The sequence below is a fragment of the Nocardia sp. XZ_19_231 genome, from assembly GCF_015355705.1.
GTDB lineage: Bacteria > Actinomycetota > Actinomycetes > Mycobacteriales > Mycobacteriaceae > Nocardia > Nocardia salmonicida.
In genome coordinates this window covers 810,994-827,993 of the sequence record NZ_JACUZI010000003.1, presented here as the reverse complement: position 1 = coordinate 827,993, position 17,000 = coordinate 810,994, and the positions used below count along the sequence as shown (strand labels likewise).

The 17,000-nt window shown below is 65.9% G+C and carries 15 protein-coding genes; 7 read left to right on the top strand and 8 right to left on the bottom strand.

Annotated elements, in window-relative coordinates:
- Positions 1-22: 22 nt before the first annotated feature.
- Positions 23-3,523 (top strand): DNA-directed RNA polymerase subunit beta, encoded by a 3,501-nt coding sequence (locus IBJ82_RS16880; RefSeq protein WP_194826829.1) that lies wholly within the window; start codon positions 23-25, stop codon positions 3,521-3,523.
- A gap of 105 nt (positions 3,524-3,628) precedes the next feature.
- Positions 3,629-7,582, top strand: coding sequence for a DNA-directed RNA polymerase subunit beta' (locus tag IBJ82_RS16875; protein WP_194826828.1), 3,954 nt, complete (start codon positions 3,629-3,631; stop codon positions 7,580-7,582).
- A 185-nt stretch (positions 7,583-7,767) separates the two neighbouring features.
- On the opposite strand, the gene IBJ82_RS16870 is transcribed toward IBJ82_RS16875, so the two are convergent.
- Positions 7,768-8,607: a formate/nitrite transporter family protein gene (locus tag IBJ82_RS16870; RefSeq protein WP_194826827.1), complete on the bottom strand. Its 840-nt coding sequence runs from the start codon at positions 8,605-8,607 to the stop codon at positions 7,768-7,770.
- 159 nt (positions 8,608-8,766) lie between these two features.
- Between IBJ82_RS16870 and cynS the strand changes: the two genes are divergently transcribed.
- Complete coding sequence (cynS, locus tag IBJ82_RS16865; RefSeq protein WP_194826826.1) at positions 8,767-9,216, top strand: cyanase; 450 nt, start codon at positions 8,767-8,769, stop codon at positions 9,214-9,216.
- An 18-nt stretch (positions 9,217-9,234) separates the two neighbouring features.
- On the opposite strand, the gene IBJ82_RS16860 is transcribed toward cynS, so the two are convergent.
- Entirely contained in the window at positions 9,235-10,236 is a 1,002-nt protein-coding gene (locus IBJ82_RS16860; RefSeq protein ID WP_194826825.1) for a DMT family transporter, read from the bottom strand.
- Between the two features lie 38 nt (positions 10,237-10,274).
- Between IBJ82_RS16860 and IBJ82_RS16855 the strand changes: the two genes are divergently transcribed.
- Positions 10,275-10,805, top strand: coding sequence for a CGNR zinc finger domain-containing protein (locus tag IBJ82_RS16855; RefSeq protein ID WP_194826824.1), 531 nt, complete (start codon positions 10,275-10,277; stop codon positions 10,803-10,805).
- 10 nt (positions 10,806-10,815) lie between these two features.
- Here the strand turns inward: IBJ82_RS16855 and IBJ82_RS16850 are convergent, their stop codons facing one another.
- From IBJ82_RS16850 to IBJ82_RS16840, 3 genes are all read right to left on the bottom strand, one after another.
- The gene (locus IBJ82_RS16850) at positions 10,816-11,505 is read right to left on the bottom strand and encodes a hypothetical protein (RefSeq protein ID WP_194826823.1); all 690 of its coding nucleotides are present in this window, start codon (positions 11,503-11,505) and stop codon (positions 10,816-10,818) included.
- 97 nt (positions 11,506-11,602) lie between these two features.
- Positions 11,603-12,172 (bottom strand): TetR family transcriptional regulator, encoded by a 570-nt coding sequence (locus IBJ82_RS16845; protein ID WP_228537160.1) that lies wholly within the window; start codon positions 12,170-12,172, stop codon positions 11,603-11,605.
- Entirely contained in the window at positions 12,169-12,678 is a 510-nt protein-coding gene (locus IBJ82_RS16840; protein WP_194826822.1) for a hypothetical protein, read from the bottom strand. Before IBJ82_RS16840 ends, IBJ82_RS16845 begins: the two co-directional genes overlap by 4 nt.
- An 85-nt stretch (positions 12,679-12,763) precedes the next feature.
- Here IBJ82_RS16840 and IBJ82_RS16835 point away from each other — a divergent pair, with 85 nt between their 5' ends.
- Positions 12,764-13,156, top strand: coding sequence for a PPOX class F420-dependent oxidoreductase (locus tag IBJ82_RS16835; RefSeq protein ID WP_194826821.1), 393 nt, complete (start codon positions 12,764-12,766; stop codon positions 13,154-13,156).
- 206 nt (positions 13,157-13,362) lie between these two features.
- On the opposite strand, the gene IBJ82_RS16830 is transcribed toward IBJ82_RS16835, so the two are convergent.
- The gene (locus tag IBJ82_RS16830; protein WP_194826820.1) at positions 13,363-14,619 is read right to left on the bottom strand and encodes an FAD-dependent oxidoreductase; all 1,257 of its coding nucleotides are present in this window, start codon (positions 14,617-14,619) and stop codon (positions 13,363-13,365) included.
- A 124-nt stretch (positions 14,620-14,743) separates the two neighbouring features.
- Here IBJ82_RS16830 and IBJ82_RS16825 point away from each other — a divergent pair, with 124 nt between their 5' ends.
- Both IBJ82_RS16825 and IBJ82_RS16820 read left to right on the top strand, forming a co-directional pair.
- Positions 14,744-15,076 carry a metalloregulator ArsR/SmtB family transcription factor gene (locus IBJ82_RS16825; protein WP_194826819.1) on the top strand — a complete coding sequence of 111 codons (333 nt, stop codon included), beginning with the start codon at positions 14,744-14,746 and terminating at the stop codon, positions 15,074-15,076.
- Positions 15,073-15,561 (top strand): SRPBCC family protein, encoded by a 489-nt coding sequence (locus IBJ82_RS16820; RefSeq protein ID WP_194826818.1) that lies wholly within the window; start codon positions 15,073-15,075, stop codon positions 15,559-15,561. Before IBJ82_RS16825 ends, IBJ82_RS16820 begins: the two co-directional genes overlap by 4 nt.
- 130 nt (positions 15,562-15,691) lie before the next feature.
- Here IBJ82_RS16820 and IBJ82_RS16815 read toward each other — a convergent pair whose 3' ends face one another.
- Positions 15,692-16,681 carry a pirin family protein gene (locus IBJ82_RS16815; RefSeq protein ID WP_194826817.1) on the bottom strand — a complete coding sequence of 330 codons (990 nt, stop codon included), beginning with the start codon at positions 16,679-16,681 and terminating at the stop codon, positions 15,692-15,694.
- Positions 16,678-16,995: a GNAT family N-acetyltransferase gene (locus tag IBJ82_RS16810; RefSeq protein WP_194826816.1), complete on the bottom strand. Its 318-nt coding sequence runs from the start codon at positions 16,993-16,995 to the stop codon at positions 16,678-16,680. The genes IBJ82_RS16815 and IBJ82_RS16810 overlap by 4 nt, the downstream gene beginning before the upstream one ends.
- Between the last annotated feature and the right edge of the window lie 5 nt (positions 16,996-17,000).

Genomic DNA, 17,000 nt, shown 5'->3' with positions numbered 1-17,000 from the left:
ACCACCACGCGACGCGCGTGAGGTGCTGGAAGGACGCATCTTGGCAGTCTCCACCCAGACCAAGGCTGGTATCCCCGGAGCCCCGTTGAGGGTTTCGTTCGCGAAGATCCGAGAGCCCTTGGAGGTGCCCGGACTTCTCGACCTACAAACGGACTCGTTCGCCTGGTTGGTCGGTACACCCGACTGGCGCGAGAAGGCAGCCGCTCGCGGCGACGTCGGTCTCGCAGGCGGCCTCGAGGAGGTGCTCGAAGAGCTCTCTCCGATCGAGGACTTCTCCGGGTCCATGTCCCTGTCGTTCTCTGATCCGCGCTTCGAAGAGGTCAAGGCCTCCATCGATGAGTGCAAAGAGAAGGACATGACCTACGCGGCGCCGTTGTTCGTCACCGCGGAGTTCATCAACAACAACACCGGCGAGATCAAGAGCCAGACGGTGTTCATGGGCGATTTCCCCATGATGACCAATAAGGGCACCTTCATCATCAACGGCACCGAGCGTGTCGTCGTCTCGCAGCTGGTCCGTTCCCCGGGCGTCTACTTCGATCACAACATCGACAAGACCACCGAGAAGGACCTGCACAGTGTGCGCGTGATTCCGTCGCGCGGCGCGTGGCTGGAGTTCGACGTCGACAAGCGCGACACCGTCGGTGTCCGTATCGACCGCAAGCGTCGGCAGCCGGTTACCGTGCTGCTCAAGGCGCTGGGTTGGACGACCGAGGAGATCGTCGAGCGTTTCGGCTTCTCCGAGATCATGATGTCCACCCTGGAGAAGGACAGCACCCCCGGCCAGGACGAGGCGCTGCTCGATATCTACCGCAAGCTGCGTCCGGGCGAGCCGCCGACCAAGGAGTCCGCGCAGACTCTGCTGGAGAACCTGTTCTTCAAGGAGAAGCGCTACGACCTGGCTCGCGTTGGTCGCTACAAGATCAACAAGAAGCTCGGCATCAACCTCGACAAGCCGGTCACTTCCTCGGTTCTCACCAAGGAAGACATCGTCGACACCATCGAGTACCTGGTGCGTCTGCACGCCGGTGACCGCACGATGACCGCCCCCGGCGGTGAAGAGGTTCCCGTCGGCGTCGACGACATCGACCACTTCGGTAACCGTCGTCTGCGCACCGTCGGTGAGCTCATCCAGAACCAGATCCGTGTCGGTCTGTCCCGCATGGAGCGTGTCGTTCGTGAGCGGATGACGACTCAGGACGTCGAGGCGATCACGCCGCAGACCCTGATCAACATCCGTCCGGTCGTCGCGGCGATCAAGGAGTTCTTCGGAACTTCGCAGCTGTCGCAGTTCATGGACCAGAACAATCCGCTCTCGGGCCTTACCCACAAGCGACGCCTGTCGGCGCTCGGCCCCGGTGGTCTGTCCCGTGAGCGTGCCGGTCTGGAAGTTCGTGACGTCCACCCGTCGCACTACGGCCGCATGTGCCCGATCGAGACCCCGGAAGGCCCGAACATCGGCCTGATCGGTTCGCTGTCGGTGTATGCGCGGGTCAACCCGTTCGGCTTCATCGAGACCCCGTACCGCAAGGTCGTCGATGGCAAGGTCACCGACGAGGTCAAGTACCTGACCGCCGACGAGGAAGACCGGTACGTTCGCGCACAGGCCAACTCGCCGGTCGACAACGAGGGCCACTTCCTGGAGGAAAAGGTCCTGGTTCGCCGTCTCGGTGAAGAGGTCGAGTTCGTCACGCCGGCTCAGGTCGACTACATGGACATCTCGCCGCGCCAGATGGTGTCGGTCGCGACGGCCATGATCCCGTTCCTCGAGCACGACGATGCCAACCGTGCCCTCATGGGTGCGAACATGCAGCGTCAGGCCGTGCCGCTGATCCGTTCCGAGTCCCCGATCGTGGGCACCGGTATGGAGCTGCGCGCAGCCGTCGACGCCGGCGACGTTGTCATCAACGAGAAGCCCGGTGTGGTCGAAGAGGTCTCGGCCGATTACGTCACCGTGATGGCCGACGACGGCAGCCGCAAGTCCTACCGGATGCGCAAGTTCAACCGGTCGAACCAGGGCACCTGCTCGAACCAGCGTCCGATCGTGGACGAGGGCGATCGGGTGGAGAAGGGGCAGGTCCTCGCGGACGGCCCCTGCACCGAGAACGGTGAGATGGCGCTGGGCAAGAACTTGCTCGTCGCGATCATGCCGTGGGAAGGCCACAACTACGAGGACGCGATCATCCTGTCGCAGCGCCTCGTGGAAGAGGACGTTCTCACCTCGATCCACATCGAAGAGCACGAGATCGATGCCCGCGACACCAAGCTCGGTGCCGAGGAGATCACTCGGGATATCCCGAACGTCTCCGACGAGGTCCTCGCTGACCTCGACGAGCGCGGCATCATCCGCATCGGTGCCGAGGTTCGCGACGGCGACATCCTGGTCGGCAAGGTCACGCCCAAGGGCGAGACCGAGCTCACCCCGGAAGAGCGTCTGCTGCGTGCCATCTTCGGTGAGAAGGCTCGCGAAGTGCGCGACACCTCGCTGAAGGTGCCCCACGGTGAGTCCGGCAAGGTCATCGGCATTCGCGTGTTCTCGCGCGAGGACGACGACGATCTGCCTCCCGGTGTCAACGAGCTGGTCCGCGTCTACGTGGCCCAGAAGCGCAAGATCCAGGACGGCGACAAGCTCGCCGGTCGCCACGGCAACAAGGGCGTCATCGGCAAGATCCTCCCCATCGAGGACATGCCGTTCATGCCCGACGGCACGCCGGTCGACATCATCCTGAACACCCACGGTGTGCCCCGTCGTATGAACATCGGCCAGATCCTGGAAACCCATCTCGGGTGGATCGGTAAGGCCGGCTGGAATATCGACGTGGCCACGGACGGCACTCGTCCCGATTGGGCAGCCACGCTGCCCGAGGAGATGCTGGCCGCGCCTGCCGACTCGAACATCGCCACGCCCGTCTTCGACGGTGCCAAGGATGACGAGCTGACCGGTCTGCTCGCGTCGACGCTGCCCAACCGTGACGGCGAGCGCATGGTCAACTCCGACGGCAAGTCGACGCTGTTCGACGGTCGTTCGGGTGAGCCGTTCCCGTACCCGGTCGCGGTCGGTTACATGTACATCCTGAAGCTGCACCACCTGGTCGACGACAAGATCCACGCCCGTTCGACCGGTCCGTACTCGATGATCACGCAGCAGCCGCTGGGTGGTAAGGCGCAGTTCGGTGGTCAGCGATTCGGTGAGATGGAGTGCTGGGCCATGCAGGCCTACGGCGCGGCGTACACGCTGCAGGAACTCCTGACCATCAAGTCCGACGACGTGGTCGGTCGCGTGAAGGTCTACGAGGCCATCGTCAAGGGCGAGAACATTCCGGAGCCGGGCATTCCGGAGTCGTTCAAGGTGCTCCTCAAGGAACTCCAGTCGCTGTGCCTCAACGTCGAGGTGCTGTCTTCGGACGGCGCCGCGATCGAGATGGGTGGCGGCGAGGACGAGGATCTGGAGCGCGCTGCGGCGAACCTGGGCATCAACCTGTCCAGGAACGAAGCAGCAACCATCGACGATCTGGCGAACTAGGTGGTTAGCGGTGCGGTCGCTGTGGAAGCGACCGCACCGCGCACCGCGCTCGACAACTAGTGAACTTTTGCTCGAATTCGACCCGAATAGGGGAAAGGAAGTTACGTGCTAGACGTCAACTTCTTCGATGAACTCCGGATCGGCCTTGCCTCCGCCGATGACATCCGCCAGTGGTCTTTCGGCGAGGTGAAGAAGCCGGAGACCATCAACTACCGCACGCTCAAGCCGGAGAAGGACGGGCTCTTCTGCGAGAAGATCTTCGGTCCCACCCGGGACTGGGAGTGCTACTGCGGCAAGTACAAGCGCGTCCGCTTCAAGGGCATCATCTGTGAGCGCTGTGGCGTCGAGGTAACTCGTGCCAAGGTGCGTCGTGAGCGGATGGGCCACATCGAGCTGGCTGCTCCCGTTACTCATATCTGGTACTTCAAGGGCGTTCCGTCGCGCTTGGGTTACCTGCTCGACCTGGCGCCGAAGGATCTCGAGAAGATCATCTACTTCGCCGCCTACGTCATCGTCGGTGTCGACGAGGAGCTGCGTCACAACGAGCTCTCCACGCTCGAAGCCGAGATGGAGGTCGAGAAGAAGTCGGTCGCCGATCAGCGCGACGCCGACCTGGAGGCCCGCGCGCAGAAGCTCGAGGCCGACCTGGCCGAGCTGGAAGCCGAGGGCGCCAAGTCCGACGTGCGTCGCAAGGTCAAGGACGGCGGCGAGCGCGAGATGCGTCAGCTGCGCGACCGCTCGCAGCGTGAGCTGGATCGTCTCGACGAGATCTGGACCACCTTCACCAAGCTGTCGGTTCAGCAGCTCATCGTCGACGAGGTGCTCTACCGCGAGCTCGTCGACCGCTACGGCGAGTACTTCACCGGCGCCATGGGTGCGGAGTCCATCCAGAAGCTGATGGAGAACTTCGACATCCACGCCGAGGCCGAGAAGCTGCGCGAGACCATTCGCAGCGGCAAGGGCCAGAAGAAGCTGCGTGCGCTCAAGCGTCTGAAGGTCGTCGCGGCCTTCCAGACCAACGGCAACTCGCCCATGGGCATGGTGCTCGACGCTGTTCCGGTGATCCCGCCGGAGCTGCGTCCGATGGTTCAGCTCGACGGTGGCCGTTTCGCCACCTCCGACCTGAACGACCTGTACCGCCGCGTGATCAACCGCAACAACCGCCTCAAGCGACTGATCGATCTGGGTGCGCCCGAGATCATCGTCAACAACGAGAAGCGGATGCTGCAGGAGTCGGTCGACGCACTGTTCGACAACGGCCGTCGTGGCCGTCCGGTCACCGGACCGGGTAACCGCCCGCTGAAGTCGCTGAGCGATCTGCTCAAGGGCAAGCAGGGTCGTTTCCGTCAGAACCTGCTCGGCAAGCGCGTCGACTACTCGGGCCGTTCGGTCATCGTCGTCGGTCCTCAGCTGAAGCTGCACCAGTGTGGTCTGCCGAAGCTGATGGCGCTCGAGCTGTTCAAGCCGTTCGTGATGAAGCGTCTGGTCGATCTCAACCACGCGCAGAACATCAAGTCCGCCAAGCGGATGGTCGAGCGTCAGCGTGCCCAGGTGTGGGATGTCCTCGAAGAGGTCATCGCCGAGCACCCGGTGATGCTGAACCGCGCGCCCACCCTGCACCGCCTCGGCATCCAGGCCTTCGAGCCCCAGCTGGTCGAAGGCAAGGCCATCCAGCTGCACCCGCTCGTCTGTGAGGCGTTCAACGCCGACTTCGACGGTGACCAGATGGCCGTGCACCTTCCGCTGTCCGCGGAGGCGCAGGCCGAGGCACGCATCCTGATGCTGTCGTCGAACAACATCCTGTCCCCGGCGTCGGGTCGCCCACTGGCGATGCCGCGTCTGGACATGGTGACGGGCCTGTTCTACCTGACCCGTCTCGACGAGAACGGTGCGGGCACCTACCGCGCCGCGGCCACCGACGAGCCGGAGTACGGCGTGTACTCCTCGCCCGCCGAGGCACAGATGGCCGTCGATCGTGGCGAGCTGACCGTGCGGTCCACCATCAAGGTGCGGCTGACCGAGCAGCGCCCGCCGCGCGATATCGAGACCGAGCGGTTCCCGGACGGCTGGAAGCGCGGCGAGGCCTGGCTGGCCGAGACCACGCTGGGTCGCGTGATCTTCAACGAGCTGCTCCCGGCGGACTACGCGTTCATCAACGAGCCGATGCCGAAGAAGCGTCAGGCCACGATCATCAACGATCTGGCCGAGCGCTACCCGATGATCGTCGTCGCGCAGACCGTCGACAAGCTCAAGGACGCCGGCTTCTACTGGGCCACGCGTTCGGGTGTCACGGTCTCCATGACGGACGTGCTCGTTCCGCCGGAGAAGCCCGAGATCATGGAACGCTATGAGGCCATGGCGGACCTGATCGAGAAGAAGTACCAGCGTGGTGCGCTCGATCACGCCGAGCGCAACAACGCTCTGGTCAAGATCTGGCAGGAAGCCACCGAGGAAGTGGGCGCCGCGCTGCGGACCCACTACCCGCCGGACAACCCGATCATCACGATCGTCGACTCCGGCGCCACGGGTAACTTCACCCAGACTCGTACCCTCGCGGGTATGAAGGGCCTGGTGACGAACCCGAAGGGTGAGTTCATCCCGCGCCCGATCAAGTCCTCGTTCCGTGAGGGCCTGACCGTGCTCGAGTACTTCATCAACACCCACGGTGCTCGTAAGGGTCTGGCCGACACGGCGCTTCGTACCGCCGACTCGGGTTACCTGACCCGTCGTCTGGTCGATGTGTCGCAGGACGTCATCGTCCGCGAAGAGGACTGTGGCACCGAGCGCGGCATCCTGGTGCCGATCGCGGAGAAGCTGGCCGACGGCACGATCATCCGTGACGCGCACGTCGAGACCTCGACCTTCGCTCGGACCCTGGCGTCCGACGCGGTCGATGCCAAGGGCAACGTCATCGTGGCGAAGGGCGCCGACCTCGGCGACCCCGCGCTGGAGGCGCTGCTCGAGGCCGGTATCACCGAGGTGAAGGTCCGCTCCGTGCTGACCTGCACCACCGGCACCGGCGTCTGCGCCACCTGCTACGGCCGTTCGATGGCCACCGGCAAGCTGGTCGATATCGGCGAGGCCGTCGGCATCGTCGCGGCCCAGTCCATCGGTGAGCCCGGTACCCAGCTGACCATGCGTACCTTCCACCAGGGTGGCGTCGCGGGCGACGACATCACCGGTGGTCTGCCGCGTGTTCAGGAGCTCTTCGAGGCCCGTGTCCCCAAGGGCAAGGCGCCGATCGCGGAGGTCTCGGGTCGGGTGCGTCTCGAGGACGACGACCGCTTCTACAAGATCACGATCATCCCTGATGACGGGTCTGAGGAAGTCGTCTACGACAAGCTCTCGAAGCGTCAGCGTCTGCGGGTGTTCAAGCACGACGACGGCTCCGAGCGTCTGTTGGCCGACGGTGACCACGTGGAGGTGGGTCAGCAGCTGCTCGAGGGCGCTGCCGATCCGCACGAGGTGCTGCGCGTGATGGGTCCCCGTCAGGTGCAGGTCCACCTGGTCCACGAGGTCCAGGAGGTCTACCGCTCGCAGGGTGTGTCGATCCACGACAAGCACATCGAGGTCATCGTTCGTCAGATGCTGCGTCGTGTGACGATCATCGATTCGGGTGCGACCGAGTTCCTGCCCGGCTCGCTCACCGAGCGCGCCGAGTTCGAGAACTCGAACCGTCGTGTGGTGGCCGAAGGCCGCGAGCCGGCTTCGGGCCGTCCCGTGCTGATGGGTATCACCAAGGCGTCGCTGGCCACCGATTCGTGGCTGTCGGCGGCTTCCTTCCAGGAGACCACCCGAGTGCTGACGGATGCGGCCATCAACTGCCGCTCCGACAAGCTGATCGGCCTGAAGGAGAACGTGATCATCGGTAAGCTCATCCCGGCCGGTACCGGTATCAACCGGTACCGCAACATCACGGTGCAGCCGACCGAAGAAGCCCGTGCCGCGGCGTACGCGGTGCCGTCCTACGACGACACCTACTACTCCCCGGACAGCTTCGGCTCCTCCACCGGCGCAGCAGTGCCGCTGGACGACTACGGCTTCAGCGACTACCGCTAGTCCGTAGGTAGGCAACAGATTTCGGCCCCCGCCCTTTCGAGAGCGGGGGCCGTTTCTGCGAATGAGTACGCGATCATCGTCGGGATCTCACCCAATCGTGGCTTGTTCTACCGGATCCCCTACGGAGCTGAAGATCGCAGAAGCGGAGTATCGCGACCGGTAGCCTGTCGCCTTCTCCGCGAACTTCATTCCTTCACAACGGATTCTGTGGGTTCGGACTGCCGGCGGGACGGGCCGGTGCGGGCGTGGGTGGCGTAGAGGGTGAGGCCTACGAAGGTGAGGCCGCCGACGAGATTGCCTATGACGGTGGGGATTTCGTTCCAGATCAGGTAGTCGCCGATCGAGAAGTCGCCACCGAGGAGCAGGCCGGAGGGGAAGAGGAACATGTTCACGATGGAGTGTTCGAAGCCCATGTAGAAGAACAGCATGATGGGCATCCACATGGCGATCACCTTGCCCGACACCGAGGTCGACATCATCGCGGCGACCACGCCGGTGGAGACCATCCAGTTGCACAGCACGGCGCGGATGAACAAGGTGAGCATGCCCGCGGCGCCGTGTTCGGCGTAGCCGAGGGTTCTGGATTCGCCGATCTCGCCGAGCTTTTCGCCGACAACGCTGGGGTCGACAGAGAAGCCCATGGTGAGGATGATCGCCATCATCACTGCCACGGTGAACGCGCCGGCGAAGTTGCCGACGAACACCAGCCCCCAGTTTCGCAACATCGAGCCCACGGTGACGCCGCGTCGTTTGTCGATCAAGGCCAGCGGCACCAGCGTGAAAACGCCGGTGAGCAAATCGAATCCGAGCAGGTAGAGCATGCAGAACCCGACGGGGAAGAGCACGGCTCCGAGCAGTGGTTCGCCGGTGTTCACGGTGATCGTCACCGCGAAGGCGGCGGCGAGCGCGAGGATCGCGCCTGCCATGTAGGCGCGGATCACGGTGTCGCGGGTGGACATGAACGCTTTGGCTTCGCCGGCGTCGATCATCTTCTCGACGAAGTCCGCCGGTTTGAGATAGGACATGAAAACCCCTTCGTAGTGGTTCTAGCGCAGGAGTTTTCGCTGTCGACATTGCCTCGTGATCACTCGAGGTTGCGCCCGCGTAAATAGTGGTATTCCACTATGGCGAGTAAGCGGCTCCGAATGGCAGGCTAGCGGCGACCCGCCGACCAAGGAGCCCGTATGGAACCGATCCTGAGCAAGTCCGCCGCCGCCGACCTCATCGTCGCCGCCCGTATCCGCAAAGGCCTCACGTGGGCAGGCATCGCGGAATCGATCGGCGCGCCACTGGTCTGGACGACAGCCGCCCTGCTCGGCCAGCATCCGATGACCGAGGAACAGGCCGCCGCCGTCTGCGCCCTGCTCGACCTGGACGACACCGTCGCCGAAAGCCTGCGCCTACAGCCCTCCCGCGGCGCCGACCCGGCACAACTGGCCGACCCCACCGTCTACCGCCTCGTCGAAGCCGTCTCGGTCTACGGCCCCGCCCTCAAAGAACTCATCCACGAGGAATTCGGCGACGGCATCATGAGCGCCATCAACTTCAACATCGACATAGCCCGCCGCCCCCACCCCGACGGCGACCGCGTCGTCATCACCCTGGACGGCAAATTCCTCGACTACCGCTGGTGAGTCGCATCCTGTCGTCGGTCAGGATCCTTGCTCGAACCGAGCCGCTGGGATCTCCGTCGGGGTGTCTGCCGGTGTCTCGGGGTCGCCGAGTGCGGAGGTCGTCGGTTCGCCGAGGCGGACGGTGACGACTCCGATGAGAATCAGTGCGCCGCCGAGCAATTGGATCGGGCGGGGGGCTTCGCCGAGGAGGGCCCAGGCGAAGATCAGGGCGGCGAGGACTTCGGTGAGGGCTACGAAGGAGGCCAGGCGGGAGCCGAGGCGACGGGTGGCGGCGATGCCGGTGACGTAGGCGATGGCGGCGGTGACTATGCCGATGAGGAGGATGGGGATCCACCAGGGGGTGGTGAAGTCGGCGAAGACGACCTGGTGGGTGGTGGCGTGCAGGGGGACGATGCCGATGGCGCCCGCCAGGATCAGGGTGAGGCCGCCGATCAGGAGACCGCCGCAGGCCAGGACGGTGCCGGGGAGGTCGCCGCCCTGGGCGGAGAGGACGAAATAGGCCGCGGCGCCGACCATCGCGGCTAGCGCCCAGACGATGCCGATCGGGTCGGTCGACAGGCCGGATGTCACATCGAGGACGAGTAGTAATCCGGTGATGCCGAGAACCGCGCCGGCGATCGTGGCCGCGCCGGGCTGTTGCCGGTGGCGCACCCACAACCAGCCCACCACCGCGATCGGTGCGGTGTATTCGATCAGCAGTGCGGCGCCGACTTCCATGTGCGCGACGGCGTTGAAGTAGGCGAGCTGAGTGCCCGCCACGGCGACCAGCCCGTACGCGCCGATGAGACTCGCGTTGGCGCGCAGTAGCTTCCAGTTTCCGCGCAGCTGAGGCAATGCGAGCGGCAACAGAACCACCCCGGCCAGCAGAACGCGCGCGGCGACTACGGCGGCGGCACTCCACCCCGCGTTCATCAATCCACGGGCGAGCGGACCGGACAGCCCGAACGAGGTGGCCGATGCCAGCGCGAGCAGTAGCCCGGATCGCATCCGGATCGCGCTGTCATGAGTCAAGGTCGCCATGACTAATGACGGTAAGCAGCCTGCGGTAATATGTCAATGTGGTTTTTGCTCATGACACAGAGGCGGCCCTGCTGGCGGCGGTCGAACTGGTCAATTCCGCCGAAGATCCCGACACGTTGACCGAGACAGCCCAGCTCGCCGAGTTCTTCGACCGACACGTCTACACGGGCGTGCACACCGGCGACCCCGCCGAACTGGCCGCCGTCCGGGCCCTGCGCGCGCCGCTACGCGCGATGCTCACCAGCGACCGTGATGCCGCCGTCGCACTTGTGAACGAGACCCTCGCCGAGCACCGCGCGATGCCGCAGCTGGTCCGCCACGGCGACGTCGACTACCATGTGCACGCCGTCCCGGCGCAGGCTCCGCTCCCGGTTCGCGTCGCCGTGGAAACCGCGATGGCGATGATCGACCTGATCCGCGCAGACGACCTCAGCCGCCTCTCGATCTGCGCCGACGCGGACTGCGCCGGGCTGGTGCTAGACCTGTCCCGCAATCGTTCCCGTCGCTATTGCAGTACGGCATGCGGTAATCGCAACGCCGTCGCGGCCTATCGCGCGCGTCAACGCTGAGGGCCGCCTGTCAGCCCAGCGTGCGCACCTTCGGGCACTTCTTGCCCGCCAGATGGCACTTGTCCTCGAATCCGGCGGGCAGCCAAGTCCCGGTCTTCAGCAGCGGATGATGCGGAAAATGCCGCAAGGCGGCCGTGACGAAAAGTAATGCTGCCCAAGGAGTCTGGACCTGTATCTGCTGTAACTTCCCGTCCCGGTCGGGGAATCGGCAGCCGACGCGATCCGGTGCCGTGAGGTCGATGGACTCGAGCGCGGACCAGTACAGCGAGAACGACAGATCGGGGTTGGTGAGGTGCAGCCGCCGGTCCGAGATCATCACCGACCCTGCCCGTTCCGACACCCAGCGCGGTTGCGCGGCGGCCGCTGCCTGTGTGCGTCGGGTCCGGTTCACGACGGCATTGCCCAACTGCGCGGCCGCGACGATCGGGGTCGGGCCCGCGATGGGGCCCCGGCTGCGAGCCCGGCTGCCGTCGCCCGTAGCCCGCCACGTGTACCAGTTGACCGACCCCTCGGCCAGACCGACCTCACCGGGCTCGATCCGCACTCGCGTCGCGGTGTGCGGGATCAGCGCCACCTCGCCACGCGCAAGTAGATCGGCCACCCCGCACGTGTACAGCAGGTAGTCGTCGAACCACGTCCACCCGGCCTGTTCGGCCAGGGCGCGTTCGATATCGGCCAGCGGGTCGAACACCACTCTCATCACCACCCACCCGTGCGGACTTACTGCCGTCAACGGTAGCGGAGACCGGCGGCAACGCACTGCCCGTGACCCCACAATCGCGGGCGCCCCGAGCCGCTCACAGGAGGCGACGCACGGCTTCGACGATCGCGCGGCGGTGATCAGTGGTGGCCTCGGCCTCGGACGAGGAGGCGGGCACGCTGGTGACGTTGCTCGGGCTCCAGGCAAGCGCCATGCTCAGGACGAGGGTCAGCAGCGTCGTGGGTGAGAACTCGGAGCCGATGCCGTCCTTCTTCTGGGCTGCGGCGAGTGCGTCCAGTTTGGCGTCGCGCGCAGGCGCCGCGCCGACCAGGTCCCGGTCGCCACGCTCCAGGCGGTGCCAGGTGGCCAGCCGGATGACTTCGGGGTTCCGGCGGCAGTAGTCGAACAGCCGCCCCGCGTACTCGGGGAGGTCGTCGGGGGTGAAGGGAACCGAATTCAGGCCGTGGGTGACGTGGGCGTCGATGACCGCGTCGAAGAGTTGATCCTTGCCGCCGAAGTAGATGTAGATGAGGTTCTTGTTGGCCCCCGCCGTCTTGGCGATCCGGTCCACCCGGGCGCCGGCGATGCCGTAGGTGGCGAACTCATCGGTGGCGGCCTGGAGAATGCGGGCCTTGGTGGCATCGGCTCGGGACATGGCCTGCGTCATCCGATTCCGAAGACGGCAAAGGCCGCGTCCGATGCGACGAGTAGCACCGTGCACCACAGGGCGGTCCCGGCCATCAGCCAGCGGATCAGCCGCCAGTTGGGGATGCCGAGCGCCGCACCGAGTAGGGCCGAGCCCCAGGTGCCGAAGAGGGCAGGCCCGACGATGCCGAAGCCGACAACCCCGTATCTGTCGAGGACCCGTCGGGCCCGTCGCCCCGCGGCGCCGGCGAGCCGGGCGTCTTCGGCAGGCGGTGCACCGATGGCGGATGCACCGCCGACTTCCGTCACCGAATCGGCCAGTTGTGTGGCCGACTTCCGGCGAACGCGGCGGGACTGCCAGAGGAGCCGGGCGCGTTCCATGGCGAATACCGCGAAGACCACGCAGCAGGCCGAGCCCAGCAGCACCGCGAACAGTGTGACCGGGCCGGGGAGCGACAGTGAGAGGCCGACAGGGATCGCTGGGGTCCCCAAGACGAAGCCCGCGAGCAAGGTTCCAATGAATCGCACCGAGCAGATTCCTTTCCGCCGCGTCGTGCGGTTCGCAGGACGGTTCCAACGACCACAAAACTAACTAACTGGTTAGTATTGTGCCATGAAGGACACCGAGGCTGCGCTTGGCGAGTTGGCGGCCGGCAAATATCTGCTTCTCACCACGTTCCGCCGAGACGGCACGGCGGTCCCCACACCGGTCTGGGTGATGCGAGACGGCGAAACGCTGGCGGTGTGGAGCGCGGCAGACGCGGGCAAGGTGAAGCGGGTTCGCAACGGGAGCCGGGTGACGGTCGCTCCGTGCGACTGGCGCGGTAAGTCGATCGGTGCCTCGCTTCCCGGCTTCGCCGAGGTGCTGGCGCCGGACGCGAGTGCACACTTCACCGCTCTGATGAAGCGCAAGTACGGGCTGGTCGCCCGGATCGGACTGCTGGGCAGCAGACTGCGCGGCGGCACCGAGCGCATGGTGGGCATCCGGGTCCGGCTGGACGGTTGAGCGGGGCGCTTCGATCACGCTGTTCCCCGAATCGAATCGGTTCCGAATGAGCCGCGGTCACGTGGCCGATCGCCGCGCAACCGTGGCGTATTCCTCAGTCCCACAACGTGATCAGGGTGCCCCGGTGACGTAGGCCGGCGCGGTGTCGATCGCGGGCTGACCACCCGACCCATTTCGAAAAATGCCGACTGGAGCGGTAGGGCGGATCAGCGCGTCGCGTTCGATGGTTCGACGCCGGACGGTGGACGTCGCGCGAACTCCGGTGCGTGCTCGGGGCGCAGGCCGATGCCGCCGAGATAGGCGGTGAGGCCGGCCAGCGCGGGCACGGCGTCGACGACGCGAAGTGGCAGGGGCGCGGTGTGCAGGGTTCCCCGCAGCGCGGGCGCGATGAGCATGTCGTGCTCGCCACGCTGGGACCGCTGGGTGAAGCTGGCCGGCAGCATCCGCCTGCGCTGCACCTTTTCCAGATCGGCGGTCCGCACGGTGCCGTCGAGCAGTGGCTGCGCCAGGATGCGCGCGGCAGCCACGGCATCCTGCACCGCGAGGTTGACCCCGACCCCGCCGACCGGCGACATCGTGTGCGCGGCATCGCCGATGCACAGCAGGCCGGGCACATACCACCGGTCGAGCATGCCCACCGTGACCTCCAGCAGCTCGACGTCGTCCCAGGTCTGGATCGCCGCCGTGGCCTCGGTGGACCAGCCGAAGAGTTCGGCGACGCGATCACGTAGCCACGCCACGTCGTGGGCGGCGCGAAGCTCTGCGTCGCAGCCCTTCTCGATGATGTAGCCGGTCTGGTAATAGTCGCCGCGGTCGATGGCCACCGCGGAATTTCCGCTGGTGAAGCGGGCCTGCACGGCTCCGCCGTCGATGTCGTCGCGCGCTTTGGGGATGCGGAAGAACCACATGTCCATCGGCACGTCCTCCATCCGCTGGTGCAGGCCCGCAGCCTCGCGCGCCACGGAATCACGTCCGTCGCAAGCGATCACGAGATCGGCTCGCAACGCGTGTTCGACGCCGTCGGCATCGAGGTAGCGCACGCCGGCCACCTGGCCCGCCTCGTCGATCAGCCCGATCGCGGTCGAGCGCATCCGCAACGTGAAGGACGGTTCCTCGGCCGCGGCGCTGGTCAGCAGGTCGAGGAAGTCCCATTGCGGCACCATGGCGATGTGCCGGTACCCGCCGGGAATGCGGGTGAGATCGGCGGCGACCACCATGCGGTCGCCCGCGTACATGCACATCCGAGTCAGCTCGCAGGACGGCAACTCGGCGAACTCGGCGCCGAGCCCCAGTTCGTCGATCAGCCGCACCGTCGACGGGTGCACCGTGTCGCCACGGAAATCCCGGAGGAAGTCGGCATGTTTTTCCAGCACGGTGACGTCGACACCGGCCCTGGCGAGTAGTAGACCGGCCATCGCGCCCGCGGGGCCACCGCCGACGATGCAACACGTGGTCTTGTCCATGAGTGTTCCCCCTCGATGATTCCCGCCAAGTTCTACGACAAAGCGTAGTAGTGAATCCGTTGGCCAGTCCAGGGTTTTCCGAAAGGGGTTGACCGGAGAGGGTCGGCGCGCAATACTGAACTAGATGGTTCAGTATGACTTCCTAGACGCCTCGTTCGGGGCGCTCGCGGACCCCACACGGCGGGGCATCCTCGAGCAACTCGGGCGTGGGCCCGCGAGTATCAGCGAGTTGGCCGAGCGGTTCGAGATGACCTTGACCGGCATCAAGAAGCACATCGGCCTGCTCGAGGACGCGGGCATGGTGGTCACCGAGAAGCGTGGGCGGGTGCGGTACTGCCGGATCTCCGAACACGTCTTCGATCGTGAGGTGGCCTGGATGCAGGGTTATCGGCAGATGCTCGAAGCCCGGATGGACCGTCTCGGTGAATTCCTGCAACGAACGGAGCCAGAGCAATGAGCACAACCACCAAGTCCACCGACAACGCCGTCATCACCTCCACCTCGGACCGCGAAGTCCACATCGAACGCGATTTCGACGCGCCGCTGGACCGGGTGTGGGACGCCTACACCCGCATCGAGCAGCTCTCGCGCTGGTGGGGTCGCGGCCATGTGCTCGACGTCGAGCGCTGGGAGTTCCGCAAGGGCGGGCACTGGCGTTTCGTCGAACGCGACGGCGACGAGTCCTACGGGTTCGAAGGCCGCTTCCGCGAGATCACCCCGAAGGAGCGCATCGTGCAGTCCTTCGAATGGGACGGCATGCCCGCCCACATCTCCATCGACGACACCACCTTCGTCGACCTCGGCGACGGCCGCACCAGGGTTGTCGTCGACAGCGTCTTCCACACGGCCGAGGAATGCGCGGGCATGCTCGCCTCCGGCATGGAGGGCGGTCTCAACGACAGCTACCGCGCCCTCGACGCCCTGCTCGCCGACGGTCGCTGATCGCGCACACCCGGTGCGGCGCAGGCGAACCCGCATCGGGTGCAGGCGCGGACTGATCCGATTCGGTGCGGTCGGCCGATTCGGCTCGCGCGCAAGCTGATTCGGTACTCCGTTCGACCTCGATGCCGAGTCAGCGGTGACTGCAGCCGGTCGCTCGTTTGCGCGGTTTCAAGCGCAGCGGCGGCAGCGGCGGGGCGGGTATCCGCTCGTCGGGGATGTGGCCGACGACCGTAGGAAAGCGGCTGGTGTCGCGGGCTTCCCACGCCTCACGGGCATCGACGATCTCGTCGTGACTGCGGGCGACGAAGTTCCACCACATCACCAACTCCTCGGCGAAGGGTTCGCCGCCGACCAGCGCGAAATGCGCACCCTCGGTACTGGACAGCCGCAGTTCGTCGCGGTCGGTACCCAGGTACAACAGCGGTCCAGGGGTGAGATCGGTGCCGTCGACGGTCACCGTGCCCGCGATCACGAGCACCGCGTGCTCGAACGCGCGCTCCAGCGGCAGCCGCACCTCGGCGCCGGGATCGAGCAGGATGTCGGCCCCGACGATCGGCGTGTAAGCCTTCGCCGGCGAGGTGACTCCACCCAGCGCACCGATCAGCACGGTGGCGCGCAGGCCCGGTGCCGCGTAGATCGGCAGTTCACGATGCTGCTCGAAATGTGGATCGACGCCCGTCGCAGTGCCGGGCAACGCGATCCACAGCTGGAGGCCGTTGGCAGACTCGGCGCCGGACACACCGAACTCCGAGTGCGCGATGCCGCGACCGGAGGTCATCAGGTTCAGCTGACCCGGTTCGATCACCACATCGGAGCCGACCGAATCGCGATGCCGGATGTAGCCGTCGAGCGGCCAGGTCACCGTCTGCAAGCCGATGTGCGGGTGCGGCAGGATATCGGGGGAGGCGCCGGCCTCGGTCGCCGACGCCGAACCGAACCGGTCGAGGAAACACCACGCGCCCACGGTCGGCAGATCCCGTTGCGGCAGTGTGCGTTCCACGTACACCCCGCGCACGCCGCCGAGCGGCACCTCCCTGGCCGGGTACAACTCGGTGATCGGACCCGGCCGGGGCGAGGGCTCACACAGCGCCTCGCCCGGGTCGATCTCCAAGTCGCTCATTGCGCGATGCCCTTGCCCACCACATGCGCGTCGTACTCGGGGTGCTTGTCCAGCCAGCCGCGAATGAACGGGCAGTGCGCGGTGACGGTGCGTCCGCGCGCGATCACGTCCTCGACGGCCTGGCGGGCGAGTACCCCGCCGAGCCCTTTGCCCGCGAACGCGTCGTCGATTTCGGTGTGGATGAAGTCGGTGTCGTTGTCGCGCTCGATGTACTCGGTGAAACCGGCGAGTTCATCGTCGAAGAACACGTCGTAGCGGTTCTTCTCGACATTGCGCACGACGCGGCGCTGCGGATCGGCGGGGGCATCGGTCATGGTCG